This is a genomic window from Pseudomonas sp. B611 (genome assembly GCF_055407965.1).
Genome location: NZ_JBUZST010000009.1, coordinates 153,662 through 171,518 on the forward strand (window position 1 = coordinate 153,662; position 17,857 = coordinate 171,518).

Annotated in this window: 19 protein-coding genes and 1 pseudogene; 13 read left to right on the forward strand and 7 right to left on the reverse strand. The window is 62.7% G+C overall.

Features of this window, described 5'->3' with window-relative positions:
• Nucleotides 1-13 precede the first annotated feature (13 nt).
• Complete coding sequence (locus ACZRMO_RS19780; protein WP_463973947.1) at nt 14-472, forward strand: nuclear transport factor 2 family protein; 459 nt, start codon at nt 14-16, stop codon at nt 470-472.
• Between the two features lie 115 nt (nt 473-587).
• Here the strand turns inward: ACZRMO_RS19780 and ACZRMO_RS19785 are convergent, their stop codons facing one another.
• A complete protein-coding gene (locus tag ACZRMO_RS19785; protein ID WP_463973948.1) occupies nt 588-1,454 on the reverse strand; it encodes an AraC family transcriptional regulator in 867 nt (288 codons plus the stop codon).
• Nucleotides 1,455-1,601: 147 nt separating this feature from the next.
• Here ACZRMO_RS19785 and ACZRMO_RS19790 point away from each other — a divergent pair, with 147 nt between their 5' ends.
• Nucleotides 1,602-2,351 (forward strand): glucose 1-dehydrogenase, encoded by a 750-nt coding sequence (locus tag ACZRMO_RS19790; protein WP_463973949.1) that lies wholly within the window; start codon nt 1,602-1,604, stop codon nt 2,349-2,351.
• Between the two features lie 321 nt (nt 2,352-2,672).
• Here the strand turns inward: ACZRMO_RS19790 and ACZRMO_RS19795 are convergent, their stop codons facing one another.
• Both ACZRMO_RS19795 and ACZRMO_RS19800 read right to left on the reverse strand, forming a co-directional pair.
• Entirely contained in the window at nt 2,673-3,101 is a 429-nt protein-coding gene (locus tag ACZRMO_RS19795) for a hypothetical protein (protein ID WP_124527983.1), read from the reverse strand.
• A gap of 86 nt (nt 3,102-3,187) precedes the next feature.
• Nucleotides 3,188-4,084: a LysR substrate-binding domain-containing protein gene (locus ACZRMO_RS19800; RefSeq protein WP_463973950.1), complete on the reverse strand. Its 897-nt coding sequence runs from the start codon at nt 4,082-4,084 to the stop codon at nt 3,188-3,190.
• Nucleotides 4,085-4,256: 172 nt separating this feature from the next.
• On the opposite strand from ACZRMO_RS19800, the gene ACZRMO_RS19805 reads away from it, so the two are divergent.
• The 7 genes from ACZRMO_RS19805 (at nt 4,257) to ACZRMO_RS19835 (ending at nt 10,855) form a co-directional block, all read left to right on the forward strand.
• Complete coding sequence (locus ACZRMO_RS19805; RefSeq protein WP_463973951.1) at nt 4,257-5,204, forward strand: branched-chain amino acid ABC transporter permease; 948 nt, start codon at nt 4,257-4,259, stop codon at nt 5,202-5,204.
• Nucleotides 5,201-6,286 (forward strand): ABC transporter permease subunit, encoded by a 1,086-nt coding sequence (locus tag ACZRMO_RS19810; protein WP_463973952.1) that lies wholly within the window; start codon nt 5,201-5,203, stop codon nt 6,284-6,286. Before ACZRMO_RS19805 ends, ACZRMO_RS19810 begins: the two co-directional genes overlap by 4 nt.
• Nucleotides 6,283-7,056, forward strand: a complete 774-nt coding sequence (locus ACZRMO_RS19815; RefSeq protein WP_463973953.1) for an ABC transporter ATP-binding protein — start codon at nt 6,283-6,285, stop codon at nt 7,054-7,056. Before ACZRMO_RS19810 ends, ACZRMO_RS19815 begins: the two co-directional genes overlap by 4 nt.
• Nucleotides 7,049-7,765 carry an ABC transporter ATP-binding protein gene (locus tag ACZRMO_RS19820; RefSeq protein ID WP_463973954.1) on the forward strand — a complete coding sequence of 239 codons (717 nt, stop codon included), beginning with the start codon at nt 7,049-7,051 and terminating at the stop codon, nt 7,763-7,765. The genes ACZRMO_RS19815 and ACZRMO_RS19820 overlap by 8 nt, the downstream gene beginning before the upstream one ends.
• Nucleotides 7,766-7,831: 66 nt before the next feature.
• On the forward strand, nt 7,832-8,971 hold the full coding sequence (locus ACZRMO_RS19825) for a branched-chain amino acid ABC transporter substrate-binding protein (RefSeq protein ID WP_463973955.1): 1,140 nt from the start codon (nt 7,832-7,834) through the stop codon (nt 8,969-8,971).
• Nucleotides 8,972-9,147: 176 nt separating this feature from the next.
• Nucleotides 9,148-9,627, forward strand: coding sequence for an L-2-amino-thiazoline-4-carboxylic acid hydrolase (locus ACZRMO_RS19830; RefSeq protein ID WP_124527990.1), 480 nt, complete (start codon nt 9,148-9,150; stop codon nt 9,625-9,627).
• A complete protein-coding gene (locus ACZRMO_RS19835) occupies nt 9,620-10,855 on the forward strand; it encodes an allantoate amidohydrolase (protein WP_463973956.1) in 1,236 nt (411 codons plus the stop codon). Before ACZRMO_RS19830 ends, ACZRMO_RS19835 begins: the two co-directional genes overlap by 8 nt.
• Nucleotides 10,856-11,287: 432 nt before the next feature.
• Here the strand turns inward: ACZRMO_RS19835 and ACZRMO_RS19840 are convergent, their stop codons facing one another.
• Nucleotides 11,288-12,076, reverse strand: a complete 789-nt coding sequence (locus tag ACZRMO_RS19840) for an AraC family transcriptional regulator (protein WP_463973957.1) — start codon at nt 12,074-12,076, stop codon at nt 11,288-11,290.
• Nucleotides 12,077-12,162: 86 nt separating this feature from the next.
• Here ACZRMO_RS19840 and ACZRMO_RS19845 point away from each other — a divergent pair, with 86 nt between their 5' ends.
• The 4 genes from ACZRMO_RS19845 (at nt 12,163) to aqpZ (ending at nt 15,719) form a co-directional block, all read left to right on the forward strand.
• On the forward strand, nt 12,163-13,161 hold the full coding sequence (locus tag ACZRMO_RS19845) for a bile acid:sodium symporter family protein (protein ID WP_463973958.1): 999 nt from the start codon (nt 12,163-12,165) through the stop codon (nt 13,159-13,161).
• Nucleotides 13,162-13,244: 83 nt separating this feature from the next.
• Nucleotides 13,245-13,607, forward strand: coding sequence for a type 1 fimbrial protein (locus ACZRMO_RS19850; RefSeq protein ID WP_463973959.1), 363 nt, complete (start codon nt 13,245-13,247; stop codon nt 13,605-13,607).
• 123 nt (nt 13,608-13,730) lie between these two features.
• Entirely contained in the window at nt 13,731-14,915 is a 1,185-nt protein-coding gene (locus tag ACZRMO_RS19855) for a sugar transporter (protein ID WP_463973960.1), read from the forward strand.
• A 90-nt stretch (nt 14,916-15,005) separates the two neighbouring features.
• Nucleotides 15,006-15,719, forward strand: a complete 714-nt coding sequence (gene aqpZ / locus ACZRMO_RS19860; RefSeq protein WP_463973961.1) for an aquaporin Z — start codon at nt 15,006-15,008, stop codon at nt 15,717-15,719.
• Nucleotide 15,720: 1 nt separating this feature from the next.
• Here the strand turns inward: aqpZ and ACZRMO_RS19865 are convergent.
• The 3 genes and pseudogenes from ACZRMO_RS19865 to ACZRMO_RS19875 all read right to left on the reverse strand — a co-directional run.
• Nucleotides 15,721-15,942: pseudogene (locus ACZRMO_RS19865) on the reverse strand (AraC family transcriptional regulator); the annotation flags it as partial.
• Nucleotides 15,939-16,862: a transaldolase gene (gene tal, locus ACZRMO_RS19870; RefSeq protein ID WP_463973962.1), complete on the reverse strand. Its 924-nt coding sequence runs from the start codon at nt 16,860-16,862 to the stop codon at nt 15,939-15,941. The pseudogene ACZRMO_RS19865 and the gene tal, both read right to left, overlap by 4 nt.
• 24 nt (nt 16,863-16,886) lie before the next feature.
• Nucleotides 16,887-17,840: a sugar-binding transcriptional regulator gene (locus ACZRMO_RS19875; RefSeq protein WP_463973963.1), complete on the reverse strand. Its 954-nt coding sequence runs from the start codon at nt 17,838-17,840 to the stop codon at nt 16,887-16,889.
• Between the last annotated feature and the right edge of the window lie 17 nt (nt 17,841-17,857).

A 17,857-nucleotide genomic window follows, 5' to 3' on the forward strand; every position in this document is an offset into this window, starting at 1 on the left:
CAGGAATTGCACCATGACTGATCTGCAAACGGCCGCTGAAAACAGCGCGGTGATCGACACCCTGCATCGCTTCGCGGCAGGCATCGATCTGAAGGACTCGGCCCTGCTTGCCTCGGCATTCACCGCCACCGCCATCTCGGACTTCCGTCCGGCCGCCGCCAAGGCCGGCTTTGAATACCCGGTGCTGGAAGGGCGCGACACCATCGTCGGCGCGCTGTCCGCCGCGCTCGGCCAGCTCGATACCACGCACTCGGTGAGCAATGCACGGGTCACCCTCGACGGTGATAACGCGCGGCTGGATGCGTTGGTGGAAGCGCAGCACGTGCCGCAAAGCGATCCTTCTCGGCATTACTTGATGAAGAACCGTTATGACGTTGAGTTGGTGCGGGAGGAGGGCGTATGGCTGATCCAGCGCGTGACCGTGGATAACGTCTGGCGCTCGGGCGATCCGGCAGTCCTGGCCGGAACCTGATGACCTTGTGGCGAGGGAGCCTGCTCCCGCTGGGTCGCGAAGCGGCCCCAAAAAGCGGGAGCGCTACGCACTCCAGCGGGAGCAAACTCCCTCGCCACAGCGGTTCGCAGGCGGTTCAAGGGTGGCTTTTGAAACGTGCTGCATCCTTCACCGGCGGCAAGCCGAACAGCCGCGCATATTCGCGGCTGAACTGCGAAGCGCTTTCATAACCCACGGTGAAGGCGATGGACGCCGCATCCAGGGTGTCGAACAGCAGCAACCAACGCGCCCTCAATAGGCGCAGGCGTTTCTGATACTGAATGGGCGTCATCGCGGTGATGGCTTTGAAATGCCGGTAGAAGGCCGCCACGCTCATGCCAGTCATGGCCGCCAGCGGTTCCACGCGAAAAGGTTCGGTGTAGTGCTGGCGAATCCACTCGGTGGCTCGGCGGATCTGGGCCAGACGTCCATCGGGGCGGGCCATCGCCACCAGGGTTTCACGCAGGGGGCCTTGCAGCGCCCGAAACACAATCTCCCGCTCAATCATCGGTGCCAGCACGGCCGCTTCGTTGGGGCGATCCATCAGCCGCAGCATGCGCAGCCACGCATCGATCATTTCTGCTGGCGCCTGCACCGCTGCGAACCGTTGCGCGCGCGGCCGTTCAGCCGGCGCGATGTCATCTGCCAATACGCTGGCGATTACACTCGGGTCAAGGGTCAGGCTGAGTGCCAGGTAGGGCGACTCGGGAGCATAAGGGTGAACCTGCCCGGTCGCGGGCACCTCCACCGGCACCACGAAATAGCTGGACGGCCCGTAGGTGGACACCTGATCGCCGATAGACAGCGTTTTCACGCCTTGCAGCACCAGATGCAGCATCGGCTGATACACCTGATCGGCGCAGGCTTCGGCACACACCATCGCCACACGGGGCAGGCCGGTGTCGGTCCACTTGTTTTCTGCGCGCAGCACGCGGCGGCGCAGTTCATCGAGGTCGTTGTTCATGGGCTCGACCATGAGCTACGCCGAGCGGTAGCGCAAGGCAACTGAGAAGAATAGGCAAGCATGGGCGAGGAACCGGCAACCGTCATGCGGGCGGCGGGCCGAATACTGGCGGCACGCAGTATCACTCAACCGCAGGAAATCAAACGTATGAAGCTCGACGGAAAAATTGCAGTCGTCACTGGCGCATCAAAAGGTATCGGCGCAGGCATTGCAAAAGGCTTGGCGGCGGCCGGTGCGACGGTGGTGGTCAACTACGCCTCCAGCAAAGCCGATGCTGATGCAGTCGTCGCCCATATTCAGGCGCAGGGCGGCAACGCCATCAGCGTGCAGGCAGACATGAGTGCGGGTGCCGATGTGACGCGCTTGTTCGACACGGTTCGGCAGACCTTCGGCACGCTGGATATCCTGGTCAACAACGCCGGTGTCGCGGTGTTCCAGATGATCGAGGACCTGACCGAAGAGGCCTTCCACAAGCAGTTCAACCTTAACGTGTTGGGCTATTTGCTGGCGGCGCGGGAGGCGGTGAAGTTGCTGGGGCAGGGCGGCAGTATTATCAATATCAGCTCGATCCTCAGCACCGACCCCTACCTGGCCTCCAGCGTGTACTCGGCCACCAAGGGGGCGGTGGACACGCTGACGTTCGCCCTGGCGCGTGAACTGGGGCCAAAGGGCATCCGGGTCAATTCAATCTTGCCGGGCCATACCAATACCCCGGCCACCGATGGCAACTTTGCCGGTGAATTTGGCCAGTCACTGATTGCCGGGACGCCGTTGGGGCGTTTGGGTGAGCCTGAAGATATTGCACCGCTGGCGGTGTTCCTCGCGTCCGAAGATGCCCATTGGGTCACTGGGGAATCCATCCGCGCATCCGGTGGCGTGCGCGGTGTCGGCTACTGACGGTTTGATCACTGCCGAACATGGGGATGTGCGGCAAACACCTCCACCAACCATTCGACAAACACCCGCACCCGCGCGCTCAGGTGGCGGCTTGTCAGTCAACACTGCTACAACAGACCCACCGCTATCGCAGGCAAGCCAGCTCCCACATTTTTGACCAGTGCAAACCTGATCTGGCCTGTGAACCCAATCCCCTGTGGGAGCGGGCTTGTCGGGCCGCCGCATCGCCGCGAAGGCGGCTTGTCAGCCAACACAGATGCAGCTGGCCCAGCGCCATCGCAGGCAAGCTCGCGCAGATTTTGTAGGGCGGTGTGCTCTGGATTACGCCGCTTGAGGCTGGACCTGCAACTCGCCTTCCACTTCCTTGACCAACCCACTGGCCAAAAACAACGGCAGCACTCGTTTGTGCAATTGCGGCTCGACAAATTCCTTCACCGTATCCAACCCCAGCACACCACTCAACGCCAGCTCGGCCTTGGTGTACGACAACCACGCCTTCTTCAACACCTGCAACACATCACTGCCCGCCGTGGTGGCGAAGCGGCGGTGGGTGGGTTTGCCGTCGAAGGTGAAGGTGTGTTGGAACGCGTAGCCTGTTTCATCGCCGCCGCTGGCGGTGCAGCGGATGCAAGTGCATGGGCCGTCGCCGAACGCTGTGCGCAGGTAGCTGTTGAAGTCCACCACGGGTTTGAGTGACAGGCGCTTATCCACCTCGAACAGGTCCCCGGTCATTTTTTCGTCAGTGTTCAACGTGCATTTCCTCGCAGGTTCGGCGGTTTTTCAAAGCGCGGCACAATAGCAGCCGAGCGCCGGTTTGTGGGGGATTAATCAACGGTTCAGGCTGCAATCAAGCTGCGCTTGATCCAGTCATACAAATCATTGCCCTCGCTAGACAACTCGCTGTTGGCCCGTCGGCACAGGTAATACTGGCGGCCATCATTCACCTCCAGCTCAAACAACTTCACCAACTCGCCACTGGCTACCAGCGGTGCCACCAAGGGTTCGCGTAGCAATGCGCAGCCGAGGCCGGTGAGGGTTGCCGTGAGTGCAAGCTGGCCATCTTCCAGCAACAACCCATTCAACGCGGTGGCATCCACTTCGGCGGCTTCGAACCATTGGCCCCAGGTGCCGCGTTCTTCATCGTGCAGCAGTGGCAGTTGGCTCAAGGTCTCGGGCGTGTCGATGGGGCCGTGCTGTGCCAGGAAGGCGCGGCTGCAATAGGGCGTCACCGCGCCGGAGATCAGCGGTTCGCTGTGGTAGCCCGGCCAATGCCCGGTGCCGAAGCGAATCGACAGGTCGGCCGCATCGCTGGGGTAGCTGCGGTGGTTGGCGTAGGTCACGTTGATGTCCAGCGCCGGGTGATCCTTCAGGAAATTCGCCAGGCGTGGAATAAACAGATTGATGCCAAACAGTGGGATCAGGCTGATGGTCACCTGGCGCGTGGCGCTTTTTTCGCGCACGTGTTCGGTGGCGCTGCGCAGCACCGCAAACGCCGAGCGAATCGCGCGGTAGTACTCGCGACCTTCGTCGGTGAGCACCAGGTTGCGGCCTTGGCGCAAGGTCAGCGGTTGCTGCAGGAAATCTTCCAGCAAGTGCAGTTGATGGCTGATGGCCGAGGCGGAAACCTCCAGCTCGCGCGCGGCGGCATTCACCCCGCCATGGCGTGCAAAGGCTTCGAAGGTGCGCACGGCACGCAGGGGAGGGTCATTGGCTAATTGTTCTGATTTATTCATGTGTTGAATTAAATACTAACTCTTGCGCCGAATAAAGAGCCATAAATGCCGTATTTACGGCATAAATAGCCTGTTTAAGGGTTGATATAACCATATGACTTTCTGTTATTTGATAAAAACAGAATAGATGCTTAGTGTGCCGCCCTTGCACGCACTGAGGTCGATGGTTTTCATGGATGGGTTTATCCAACAACTGCTCAACGGTTTGATGACGGGCAGTCTCTACGCGCTGGTGGCCTTGGGTTACACCATGGTCTACGGCATCTTGCGCATCATCAACTTCGCCCACGGCGATGTGTTGATGATCGGCGCGCTGGTGGGCTTGTCGGTGATCCGTCTGATGCAGGCCGCCTTTCCAGGCCTTGCGCCGATGCTGGTGTTGCTCTGCGCGACTCTCGTCGCCATGGCCTTTTGCGCGGTGTTGGCGGTGGTGATCGAGCGCGTCGCCTACCGCCGCCTGCGCCACGCCCCGCGCCTGGCGCCGTTGATCAGCGGTATCGGCGTGTCGCTGCTGCTGCAAACCCTCGCGATGCTGGTGTGGACGCGCAACCCGCAGATGTTCCCGCAACTGCTGCCGCTGGAGCCGATCGAAGTGCTGGCCGGCGCCTCCGAGCACCCGGCCATCACCAACGCCACGGCGCTGACGACGATTGCCATCGCCTTGTCGGTGATGCTCGCGTTGCTGGTGCTGGTGGAGCGCACGCGTTTCGGCCGGGCCATGCGTGCCGTGGCGGAGAACCCGCAAGTCGCCAGCCTGATGGGCATCAGCCCGAACCGCATCATTGTCATCACCTTCGCCATCGGCGGCGCCCTGGCGGCACTCGCCGGAATCATGATGGCCAGCAACTACGGCAGCGCGCACTTCTACATGGGCTTCTTGCCCGGCATCAAAGCCTTCACCGCGGCGGTGCTGGGCGGCATCGGCAACCTCAAGGGTGCCATGCTCGGCGGCCTGTTGCTGGGCTTGATCGAAGCCCTCGGCACCGGCTACCTCGGCGCGGCGACCAACGGCGTGTTCGGTAGCAATTACCAGGATGTGTTCGCCTTTATCGTGTTGATCGCGGTGCTGGTGTTCCGGCCTTCCGGGTTGTTGGGCGAACGTTTGGCGACCCGCGCATGATCAAGTCCCTGACCCCCAACAAACGCGCAAGCCTGGGCCTGTTGCTGCTCGCCGTGGCCCTGGTGCTGGCGCCGTGGATCGTCGGCCATGCGGGCGGCAACACCTGGGTGCGCACCCTCGACTTTGCCTTGCTGTACATCATGCTCGCCCTCGGGCTGAACATCGTGGTCGGCTACGCCGGGTTACTGGACATGGGCTTTATCGCGTTCTACGCGGTGGGCGCCTACCTCGCTGCGTTGCTCTCGTCGCCCCATCTGCTGCAACAGTTCCCTGCGCTGGCGGCGTTGTTGCCAGCGGGCATGCACACCTCGATCTGGCTGATGCTGCCGCTGGGCGCGCTGCTTGCGGCAGGTTTTGGCGTGGTGCTGGGCGCGCCGACCCTGCGCCTGCGCGGCGACTACCTGGCCATCGTCACCCTGGGCTTTGGCGAAATCATCCGCATCCTGCTGCGCAACCTCGACCGCCCGGTGAATATCACCAACGGCCCCAAAGGCATCTCCCAGGTCGATCCGGTCAGCCTGCTCGGCGTCAACCTGGGGCGCACCCAAGAGCTGTTCGGCCTGCGCCTGCCGTCGGTGTACCTCTATTACTACCTGTTTGCCGCGCTGGTGGTGTTGATCCTGTTTGCCTGCATCCGCCTGGAGCGTTCGCGCATCGGCCGTGCCTGGGTGGCGATCCGCGAGGACGAAGACGCGGCCCAGGCCATGGGCATCAATACCGTGCGCCTCAAGCTGCTGGCGTTTGCCATTGGCGCGGCGTTCGGCGGCGTGAGCGGCGTGTTGTTCGCCTCGTTCCAGGGCTTTGTCTCGCCGGAATCCTTCACCTTGAACGAGTCCATCGCCGTACTGGCGATGGTGGTGCTGGGCGGCATGGGCCATATCCCCGGGGTCATCCTCGGTTGCGTATTGCTGGCGGCCCTGCCCGAAGCCTTGCGCGCCAGCATGGGCCCGTTGCAGCAGGCGCTGTTCGGCCAGGTGCTGGTGGACCCGGAGATCATCCGCCAGCTGTTTTACGGCCTGGCGTTGATCCTGGCGATGCTCTACCGACCCGCCGGATTGTGGCCCAAAGGAGTGGCACGATGAACGCACCGCTGTTGCAGATCGACAAGGTCAATAAACACTTCGGCGGCGTCGCGGCGCTGACCGACGTGAGCCTGAGCATCCAGCCCGGCGAGATCTACGGCTTGATCGGCCCGAATGGCGCGGGCAAGACCACCTTTTTTAACGTGATGACCGGCTTGTACACGCCCGACTCCGGGCGCTTCCAACTGGATGGCCGCGACTATCAACCCACCAGCGTGCACCAGGTGGCCGAGGCGGGGATCGCGCGTACCTTCCAGAACATCCGCCTGTTCAATGGGATGAGCGCCCTGGAAAACGTCATGGTCGGGCGCCATGTGCGCACCCGCAACGGCCTGTGGGCGGCCTTGAGTCAGCATCGCCGCGCCCGCGATGAAGAAGCGCAAACCCGCGCTCACGCCCATCGTTTGCTGGCCTACGTGGGCCTTGCCGGTTTCGCCAATTACCGCGCCGACAGCCTGAGCTACGGCCACCAACGCCGCCTGGAAATCGCCCGCGCCCTGGCCACCGAACCGCGCCTGCTGGCCCTGGATGAGCCGGCAGCGGGCATGAACGCCAGCGAGAAAGTGCAACTGCGCGACCTGCTGGAAAAGATCCGCGACGACGGCCACACCCTGTTGTTGATCGAACACGACGTCAAGCTGGTGATGGGCGTGTGCGACCGCATCAGCGTGCTGGATTACGGCCAGGTCATCGCCGTCGGCCCGCCCGCCGACGTGCGCCAGCACCCGGCGGTGATCCAAGCCTATCTGGGAGCCAGCGCGCATGTCTGAAGCACTGTTGAAAGTCGAAGGTTTGCAGGTGCGCTACGGCGCCATCGAAGCCGTCAAAGCCCTCGACCTGCATATCGATGAAGGTGAGCGCGTCACCCTGATTGGCGCCAACGGCGCGGGCAAGACCTCCAGCCTCAAGGCGCTCACCGGTTTGCTGCCGGCGGCCAAGGGCGAGATCCGTTTTGCCGGGCAATCCATCCTCGGCCAGGCGCCGGACAAGCTGCTGCGCCAAGGCATCGCCATGGTCCCGGAAGGCCGTGGGATTTTCGCGCGCATGAGCGTGCTGGAGAACTTGCAGGCCGGCGCATTTTTACGCCGCGACAACGCGCAGGTGCAGCGCGAAATGCGCCAGTTGTTCGAACATTTCCCACGCCTGGAAGAACGCCTGCACCAATCCGCCGGCCTGCTGTCGGGTGGTGAGCAACAGATGCTCGCCCTGGCCCGCGCGCTGTTGTCGCGCCCGCGCTTGTTGATCCTGGATGAGCCGTCCATGGGCCTGGCGCCGATCATGGTGGAGAAGATTTTCCAGGTGATCGACGACGTCTGCCGCCAGGGCATGACCCTGTTGCTGGTGGAACAGAACGCGCGGCTGGCGCTGCAAGTCACCGACCGCGCCTATGTGATGGACACCGGGCGCATCAGCCTCACGGGCCCATCCCAGGATTTGCTTGAACACCCCGAGGTGCGCAGCGCGTATCTCGGCGAATAACCAAACCATGACGCTACCGGACGCCCGGCGTGTTCCGACCCGCCCGAAAAGAAGCAGGAACCACTGATGAGTATTTTGAAGAACACCGCATTGATCGGCCTGGCCCTGAGCAGTCTCGCCAGCGCCATGGCCCAAGCCGACCAGACCGTACTGATCGGCCTGGCTGGCCCGCTGACTGGCCCGTCCGCACGCATCGGCAAGGACCTGGAAAACGGCGCCAAACTGGCCATCGACCAAGCCAACGCCAAGCACCCGAAGATCAACGGCGAGGCCGTGACCTTCAAGCTGGTCTCCGAAGACGACCAGTCCGACCCGCGCACCGCCGTCACCGTGGCCCAGCGCCTGGTGGATGAAGGCGTGGTCGGCGTGGTCGGCCACTGGAACACCGGCACCAGCATCCCGGCTGCGCGGGTCTACCACGACGCCGGGATTGCGCAGGTGGCACCGGTTGCCACCGGTCATGCGTACACCCAGCAGGGTTTCGACACCAGTTTCCGCATCATGGGCCATGACGACGACGGCGGTCAGGTCGCCGGTGATTACGCGTTGAACACGCTGAAAGCCAAGCGCATCGCCGTGATCGACGACCGCACCGCGTTCGGCCAGGGCCTGGCGGATCAGTTTGTCAAAGCCATCGAAGCCGGTGGCGCAAAAGTGGTTGGCCGTGAATACGTGGACGACAAGACCATCGACTTCAGCGCCGTGCTCACCAATATCCGCAGCCAGAACCCGGACCTGATCTTCTTTGGCGGCGTCGACGCCCAGGCGGCACCGCTGGCGCGGCGCATCAAGCAATTGGGGATCAAGGCACCGCTGATGGGCGCGGGTGGTTTTGTCAGCCAGACGTTCCTGGAACTGGCGCAGAACGAAGGCGAGGGCGTGATTGCCCTGGAGCCGGGCCTGGCGATTGCGCAGATGCCGGGTGGCAAGGCCTTCGAGCAGGCTTACAAAGAGCGCTACAAGGCCAATATCGAACTGCACGCGCCGTTCGCCTATGACGGCGTTGGCGTGCTGGTGGCGGCGATTGAACAGGCCGACTCGGTTGATCCGCAGAAGTACCTGCCGGTGCTGCGCGCCATCAGCTACGCGGGTGTGACGGGGACTATCGCGTTTGATGCGCAAGGCAACTTGAAGAAGCCGTCGTTCACTGTTTATCAGGTCAAAGCCAACCAATGGCAGCCGGTCAGCGTGGCGGGCGGCAAGTAAAGATCTCTTGGGTGCCCTTGAATTGATCGTTCCCACGCTCTGCGTGGGAATGCCGCCGGTGACGCTCCGCGTCATGCCTTCAAGAACGGACGCAGAGCGTCCAGGGATGCATTCCCACGCAGAGCGTGGGAACGATCAAGACGGTTGTGCACACATTGGATTGGAGGAGAGATGAAATGAGCAAACTGGAAGGTGAACTGGGCATCCTCGCCCGGCGGCGGATCGAGGCCGAAATCATCAAGCCGATCTACGAGATCTTGAAGCGCGAGCAGGGCAAGGACTTTGCCGCTGCCGTGATCGGCGAAGCCGTGGGCAACGCGGCGATCCAGGCGGGCAAGCATTTTGCCTCGCTGGAAGAGCAGGCTGACCTGAAGAGTTTCGTCGAACTGCAAGTGCTCTGGGAAAAAGACGACGCGCTGAAGGTCGAGATCATCGCCAGCGACGCCGAGCACTACGACTACGACGTCAAGCGCTGCCGCTACGCCGAGATGTACACCGAAATGGGCCTGGGCGAGATCGGCCACTTGCTGTCGTGCAACCGCGACGAGCTGTTTATCGTCGGCTACAACCCCGATATCGAGCTGACCCGCACCCAGACCATCATGGGCGGCGACCATCGCTGTGATTTCCGCTACCGGGCCAAACCCCATGAATAATGTGGCGCGGGTCAACGGCAAGCGTTTGTGGGACTCGCTGATGGACATGGCGCAGATCGGCGCCACCGAAAAGGGCGGCGTCTCGCGCCTGGCGCTGACGGATGAGGATCGCCGCGGGCGCGACCTGTTCGTGCAGTGGTGCACGGCGGCCGGGTGCAGTATTCGCGTGGACGCCATGGGCAATATCTTCGCCCGTCGCGCCGGGCGCTTTGCTGACCTGGCGCCGGTGCTGACCGGTTCCCATGGCGACTCCCAGCCCTTCGGCGGCAAGTACGACGGCATCTACGGCGTGCTCGCCGGGCTGGAAGTACTGCGCACCTTGAACGACCTCGGCATCGAGACCGACCGGCCGATCGAGGTGGTCAACTGGACCAACGAAGAAGGCTCGCGCTTTGCCCCGGCGATGATTTCGTCGGGGGTCTACGCCGGCGTGTTTGACCTGGAATACGGTCTGTCCCGTGAAGACAAAAACGGCGTGAGCATTGGCCAGGCGTTGCAGCAGATCGGCTATGCCGGCCCGCATCCGGTGGGTGGCCAGTCGGTGCATGCGGCGTTCGAACTGCATATCGAGCAAGGCCCGATCCTTGAAGCGCAAGGCATCACCATCGGCGTGGTCACCGGCGCCCAGGGCCAGCGCTGGTATGAAGTCGAATTGAAGGGGCGCAGCGCCCACGCCGGCACCACGCCGATGGACCATCGCCTCGACGCCTTGCTCGGCTTCGCCCGCGTGGTCGAGGCTGTGAACGGCCTGGGCCTGGAACAAGGCGCCGAAGGGCGCGCCACGGTGGGCATGGCGAATATCTTCCCCAACTCGCGCAACGTCGTGCCGGGGCGGGTATTTTTCAGCGTGGAGTTCCGTCACCCGGACGAAACCGTGCTGGCGCGCCAGGACCAGCAACTGCGCGAAGCGGTGGCGCAGATCGCCGACGGGATCGGCTTGCAGCACAGCGTGAAGCAGATCTTCCAGTACGCGCCGATTGCGTTTGACGCTGAGTGCGTGGAGGTGGTGCGGGCGTCTGCCGAGGCGTTGGGTTACAGCCATCGGCCGATGATTTCCGGCGCGGGGCATGATGCCTGCTACCTGAACCAAGTGGCGCCGACGGCGATGATCTTTGTGCCGTGTGTGGATGGGTTGAGCCATAACGAGGCGGAGGAGATTTTGCCTGAATGGTCGACGGCGGGCGCGGATGTGTTGCTCCAGGCGATATTGGCCAAGTCCCATATCTAACGAATCTACATACATCCAAATGTGGGAGCGGGCTTGCTCGCGAAAGCGGTGTGTCAGGCAAAGATGTTCCAACTGACCCACCGCTTTCGCGAGCAAGCCCGCTCCCACATTTTTGACCAGTGCAAACCTGATCTGGCCTGTGAACCCAATCCCCTGTGGGAGCGGGCTTGCCCGCGAAGGCGGCCTGTCAGCCAACACAGATGCAGCTGACCCACCGCCATCGCAGGCAAGCCAGCTCCCACATTTTTTGAGCGGTGCAAACCTGATCTGGCTTGTGAACCCAATCCCCTGTGGGAGCGGGCTTGCTCGCGAAAGCGGTGTGTCAGTCAAAGATGTTCCAACTGACCAACCGCTTTCGCGAGCAAGTCGAATCGTCGCACCGCCGCTCCCACACAAGCCCGCTCCCACATTTGGATCACCTACACCTGATAGTCAGCGGAAAAACTCCCCCGGCGTCGCCTCAAACTGCTGGCGAAACGCATTGATAAACGCCGACGTCGATTCATACCCGCACCCCAACGCCACATCCGTCACGCGCTCGCCTTGTTCCAGGGCGGGCAGGGCGGTGAGCAGTCGCAAGCGCTGGCGCCAGGCGCGGAAGGTCAGCCCGGTGTCGCGCAAAAACAAGCGGCTGAGGGTTTTCTCACTGACCGCCAATTTGCGGCTCCAGTCACACAGGGTGGTTTGCTGCTCCGGGTGTAGGTTCAAGCTGCGGTAGATCTGGCGCAAACGCGGGTCCATGGGCAGCGGCAGCATCAAGTCCACCTGGGGCGCTGCGGCCAACTGGTCGAGCAGCACTTGGGCCAGGCGCCCCTCCGCGCCGTCTTCGGCATAGGCCACCGGCAGTTCGCTGAAGCTGCGGATCAGCTCGCGCAGCAAACTGCTCACCTCCAGCACATGGCAACGTGTGTCCGCCCAGGTGGTCACGCTGCAATCGAGGTACAGACTGCGCATCTCGGTGCGTGGCGAGCTGAACACGCGGTGGGGCATGCCCGCCGGAATCCACACGGCGCGTTGCGGCGGCGCGACAAAGCGGCCGGCGCCTGTCTGAATCTCCAGCACCCCGGAAATCGCGTACGACAATTGCACCCACGGGTGACTGTGGCGCCGGGTCAAGGCGCGATTAGGCAGGGATTCGGTGCGCCCGTACACCGGCCGTGGCAGGCTGGAAAGCCCGGGCACGCTGCGGCGCACGGTTTTGTCATGTCCTTTAGGCGGCATTTGTTGGCTCATTGGCGTTAGTCGGTAACAAGCCGTTACGTTAGAGTCGCCGAGACGCTCTTGGCAACCCCCGGAAGAACTCACTTATGACCCGTCCGCGCTTTCTCCCTGACAACTTCACCCTGACCCTGATCGCCACGGTGATCCTCGCCTCGCTGTTGCCCGCCAGCGGCCAGACCGCCGTGGCCTTTGGCTGGGTCACCAACCTGGCCATCGCGCTGCTGTTTTTCCTGCACGGCGCCAAGCTGTCGAACCAGGCGATCATCGCCGGTGCCGGGCACTGGCGCCTGCACCTGCTGGTGTTCAGCCTGACCTTCGTGCTGTTCCCGTTGCTGGGCCTGGCGCTCAAGCCGCTGTTGTCGCCGCTGATCGGCAAAGACCTGTACATGGGCATGCTGTACCTGTGTGCGCTGCCGGCCACGGTGCAGTCGGCGATTGCCTTTACGTCGCTGGCGCGGGGCAACATCCCGGCGGCGATTTGCAGCGCGGCGGCGTCGAGCCTGTTTGGCATCTTCCTCACGCCACTGCTGGTGACGCTGTTGCTCAATGTGCACGGCGAAGGCAGCAACACCCTCGATGCGATCCTCAAGATCAGCGTGCAACTGCTGCTGCCGTTTATCGCCGGGCAGATTGCGCGGCGCTGGATTGGCGCGTGGGTGGGGCGTAACAAGTCCTGGCTGAAATTCGTCGATCAAGGCTCGATCCTGCTGGTGGTCTACGGCGCGTTCAGCGAAGCGGTCAATGAAGGCATCTGGCACAAGATCCCGTTGTGGGAACTGGGCGGCCTGGTGGTGGCGTGCTGTGTGTTGCTGGCCCTGGTATTGGTTGCGTCGACGGTGCTGGCCAAAGCGTTCGGCTTTAACCAGGAAGACCGCATCACCATCCTGTTCTGCGGCTCGAAGAAAAGTCTGGCGACGGGCGTGCCGATGGCCCAGGTGCTGTTCGCCGGGGCAACCATGGGCGTGCTGATCCTGCCGTTGATGCTGTTTCACCAGATCCAGTTGATGGTCTGCGCGGCGCTGGCCCAGCGCTATGCGCAGCGGCCCGAGTCGGTTGTGGAACTGATGGAGCAGGTTGATCCCTGAGTTGCCACTTGGCGCTGTAGGGCCCTCAAGTCTTGGGCCAATCGGACGACTACCTTCTTAATCACCCAAGAAGGAGCGTCGAGATGAACAACGTTAAGCGTTTGTCACTGGTTAGCGGGTTTTTTGTGGTGTGGGCGGGCAGTTGCCTGGCGGCATCGGGCGGAGTCATTCAATTTCACGGCAGTATTGTCGAGCCAGGCTGCAACGCGGGGGCATCGGGCGGTTCGTCGGTGGAGTTGAAGGGCTGTCCGCAGGCCTTTCGCGGTGGACGGTTCGATGTGCAACCGATTCGCAGCGTGCAGGCGGTGGGCGATGCATCGGTCAGCGTCAAGCTGGTTACGGACACTGGCAGCGGGCGATATTACGACCAGCGGTATGTGCTGGTGGATACCCAGGGAAAGCAGGTTAAGACTGGGCTCTACGTGGTCACGCTGACCGCGCCGTGATGAAACTGATGGCTTTTTGATCAGGATCAGCGCCAACAGACGAGCGAGAAACCTATAGAATGCTCGACGGCGGCGCTTGTCCTGGGTAGCCGTTTGATCATCGTCCGAGTACCGCGCCCTTCAATGAGCATTTCAGCCGCAACCCCCCAAGCCAATTGGCAACCGGTCATCGCCCTCGCGTTGGCCGCCTTTGTATTCAATACCACCGAATTCGTCCCCGTCGGGCTGCTCAGCGCCATTGGCGCGAGCTTTGACATGCCGGTGTCTAGCGTCGGCCTGATGCTCACGATCTATGCCTGGATCGTGTCCCTGACGTCACTTCCGGTGATGTTGCTGACGCGCAACGTCGAGCGGCGCAAGTTGCTGATCGTGCTGTTTTGCATGTTTATCGCCAGCCATATCCTGTCCAGCGTGGCCACCAGTTTTGGCTTGCTGATGGTCAGTCGCATTGGCATCGCCTTGTCCCATGCGTTGTTCTGGTCGATCACCGCGTCGTTGGCCGTGCGCCTGGCGCCGGCCGGCAAACAGGTGCAAGCCCTCGGCCTGTTGGCCACCGGTACGTCCCTGGCGATGGTGTTGGGTATTCCGCTGGGCCGCCTGCTCGGCGAGGCCATGGGTTGGCGCACCACGTTCCTCGTGATCGGCGCGTTCGCCGCGGCGCTGGTGTTTTGGCTGGCGCGCACCTTGCCGCTGTTGCCGAGCCAGAACTCCGGCTCGTTGCGCAGCCTGCCGTTGCTGTTCAAACGTCCGGCGCTGGTGGCGCTGTACGTGCTCACCGCCCTTACCGTGACCGCGCAGTTCACCGCCTACAGCTACATTGAACCCTTCGTCGAAGGCGTGGCCGGCATGAGCGGCAGTGCCGTGACCCTGATCCTGCTGGTGTTTGGTGGCGCGGGCATTATCGGTTCGCTGCTGTTCAGCCTGGTGCACCGCTTCAATCCCCATCTGTTCGTGGTCGGCGCGGTATTCATCCTGGCGGCGTGCCTGGCGCTGATGCTGCCGTTGAGCGGGGCCGAATCCTATCTCGTCTGCCTGAGCATTTTCTGGGGCATGGCAATCATGGGCTTTGGCCTGGCGATGCAGTCCAAGGTGCTGGTGCTGGCGCCGGACGCCACCGACGTGGCCATGGCGATGTTTTCCGGCATCTACAACATCGGCATCGGTGGCGGCGCGCTGATGGGCAGCTGGGTCGGCAGCCAGTTCGGCTTCGCCTGGATCGGCGCCGCAGGCGGCTTGCTGGCGGCGCTCGCGTTGATCGGCTATTGCCTGGCGATTCGCAAGTTTGGGCAGGGTGTGTCACCCAGCTAAAACCAGACAAGTCTTACAGGGCGCATCGATGCCCATTGCTACCGTCACACAGGACCGCCCACGCCCTGTGGTGACGGCACTTGAACAGCAATGGAGTCGATTGTGCAAAAGCGTTTGACCGCAGAGTTTCTGGGTACTTTCTGGTTGACCTTCGGCGGCTGTGGCAGCGCCATCCTGGCGGCGGCATTCCCCGAGTTGGGTATTGGTTTTGTCGGTGTGTCCCTGGCGTTCGGCCTCACGGTGTTGACCATGGCCTATGCGGTGGGCGGCATTTCGGGCGGGCACTTCAACCCGGCGGTGACCATTGGCCTGTGGGCCGGGCGGCGGGTGGCGGGCGTTGACGTGCTGCCCTACATCGCGGCGCAGGTCGCCGGTGCAATTGGCGCGGCGGCAGCGCTGTACCTGATCGCCAACGGCCAGGACGATTTTGTCATGGGTGGATTTGCCGCCAACGGCTATGACGCCTTGAGCCCAGGCCACTTCGACATGAAGGCCGCGTTGCTGGCCGAACTGATCGCCACGTTCTTCTTTGTCTTCATCATCATGCGTGTGACCGCCCCTGGCGCGGTGGCCGGGTTTGCGCCGATTGCCATCGGCCTGGCGCTGACCTTGATTCACCTGGTTCTGATCCCGGTGACCAACACCTCGGTGAACCCGGCACGCAGTACCGGGCCGGCGTTGTTTGCGGGCGGTGAGTACATTGCGCAGCTGTGGCTGTTCTGGCTGGCACCGATAGTGGGTGGGGTGTTGGGGGCGGTGGCGGCGCGCGGGTTGGGTGAGGGTGATAAAAAAACGTCCGCCTAAACAGGGTGTCGATGATGCCGTCGGTCAATGAGCTCAGCGCTGTGGTATCGACGCTGAGCCCTTTGGCGGTGTGCATCACGTAGCCGGGCAGGCCACGTTCGGCCATGGCTTTGGTGGCGGCCCAGAACACCGTCTGTGCACCGGTGAGGTCCAGCAGGCCCATTTGCGGGTAGGCCAGGAACACCAAGGTGCGCGGCAGACCCAGCGCCGCCACCGGGGTCATGCGCTGCCCAGCAGTTTTTCCAGCTTTTCCTGGTCGCGGGCGAACTGGCGAATGCCTTCGGCGAGTTTTTCGGTGGCCATTGCGTCTTCGTTGGAGGCCCAGCGAAATTGCGCTTCGGTCAACGACTGGCGTGCTTCACCGGCATTGCCCGGCGCCAGTTTGCGGGTCAGCGGGCCGTGGTCTTCACCCAGTTTTTGCAGCAGGTCCGGGCTGATGGTCAGGCGGTCGCAGCCGGCCAGCTGTTCGATCTGGCTGAGGGTGCGGAAGCTGGCGCCCATCACCACGGTGGGGATGTCGTTGGCCTTGTAGTAGTTGTAGATGCGCGTCACCGACTGCACGCCCGGATCGTCGGCACCGGTGTAGTCCTGGCCGGTGCTCTTGCGATACCAGTCGTAGATGCGGCCCACGAACGGCGAAATCAGGAACACCCCGGCATCGGCGCAGGCCACGGCCTGGGCGAAGGAAAACAGCAGGGTCAGGTTGGTCTGGATGCCGGCCTTTTCCAGGCGCTCGGCGGTGCGGATACCTTCCCAGGTGGAGGCCAGTTTGATCAGCACGCGGTCGCGGTTCACGCCGGCTTGGTCGTACAGGGCGATCAACTGGTTGGCCTTGGCCCACAGCGCCTCTTCATCGAAGGACAAACGCGCGTCGACTTCAGTGGAGATGCGCCCCGGAATCACCTTGAGAATCCCCGCACCCACCGCCACAGCGAAGTGATCGCAAGCCAGGTCCACATTGCCCTTGGCGTGGGCCACGGCGCTGTGCAGCAGGTCGGCATATTCGGGGATGGCGGCGGCCTTGAGCAGCAGCGACGGGTTGGTGGTGGCGTCCACCGGGCGCAGACGGCTGATGGCTTCGAGGTCGCCGGTGTCGCAGACCACGGTGGTGAATTGCTTGAGTTGTTCGAGCTTGGACGTCATGAACGGTGGTCTCCAGAGAAACGGTTAGTGGTTCAAGGCCTGTGCGGTGTCCAGGTCGGTGATCAGGATGTCGAGGTAGCCGCCCTTGAGCGCGCCGCGAATCGCCTGGACCTTGTTCAGCCCACCGGCCAGGCCGAGCACGCGATGGATGGCGCGCAGCTTGGGCAGCGCCACCGACACCACGAACTCTTCATCTTCTTCCAGCACGGGCTGGCCCTCGGCATCGAAGTAGCGCAGGCAGATGTCACCCACCGCGCCACGTTCGGCCAGCAGGCGCAGCATGTCTTCGGTGTAGTAGTTGCCGCTGTTGCGCAGCAGTTGCGAGGGCTCCAGGTCGCCGATGCCGACAATCGCCAGGGTGATGCTGTCAAAGCGTTGCAGCACTTCCTTGACCTCTTCCATCTGCACGATGCGCTGCTTGCTCTCTACCGATTGCTCGATGCTTTGCGACGGCAGCAGATACGCCGGGCAGTTGAGCAGGGTGGCCAGGCGCTGGGTCAGCAAGGTCGCTTCAAACGCGCCCTTGTTGCCGACGCCGCCGAGCAGTTGCACGACCTCTTCGGCGCCTTGCTTGCCCGGTTGCGCATGCAAGTGCCCGACCATCGCACGAATGGTGCTGCTCCACGACGAAATGCCGATATGGTCCTGGGGCGACAGGCTGGTTTCCAGGTAATGGGCCGCTGCCGAGCCGATGGCTTGCTTGATGCTCTCGTCGTTGCCCGGTTCGGTGGCTTCCACCACGATCACCCGGCGCACGCCGTAGCGGCGCTGCAATTGGCTTTCCAGTTCCAGGTGCAGGCCTTGCAGGCGCATCACGCTGATCTTCACCACGCCGTCCTGCAGCGCCCGGCGCAGGGCGCGGCTGATAAAGGACTGGGATAAATCCAGCTGCGTGGAAATCTCGGACTGCTTGAGCCCTTCTTCGTAATAGAGGCTCGCGATCTTGGTAATCAGGCGCTGTTCTTCGATCTGGCTCATGAAAGCCTCAGTAATTG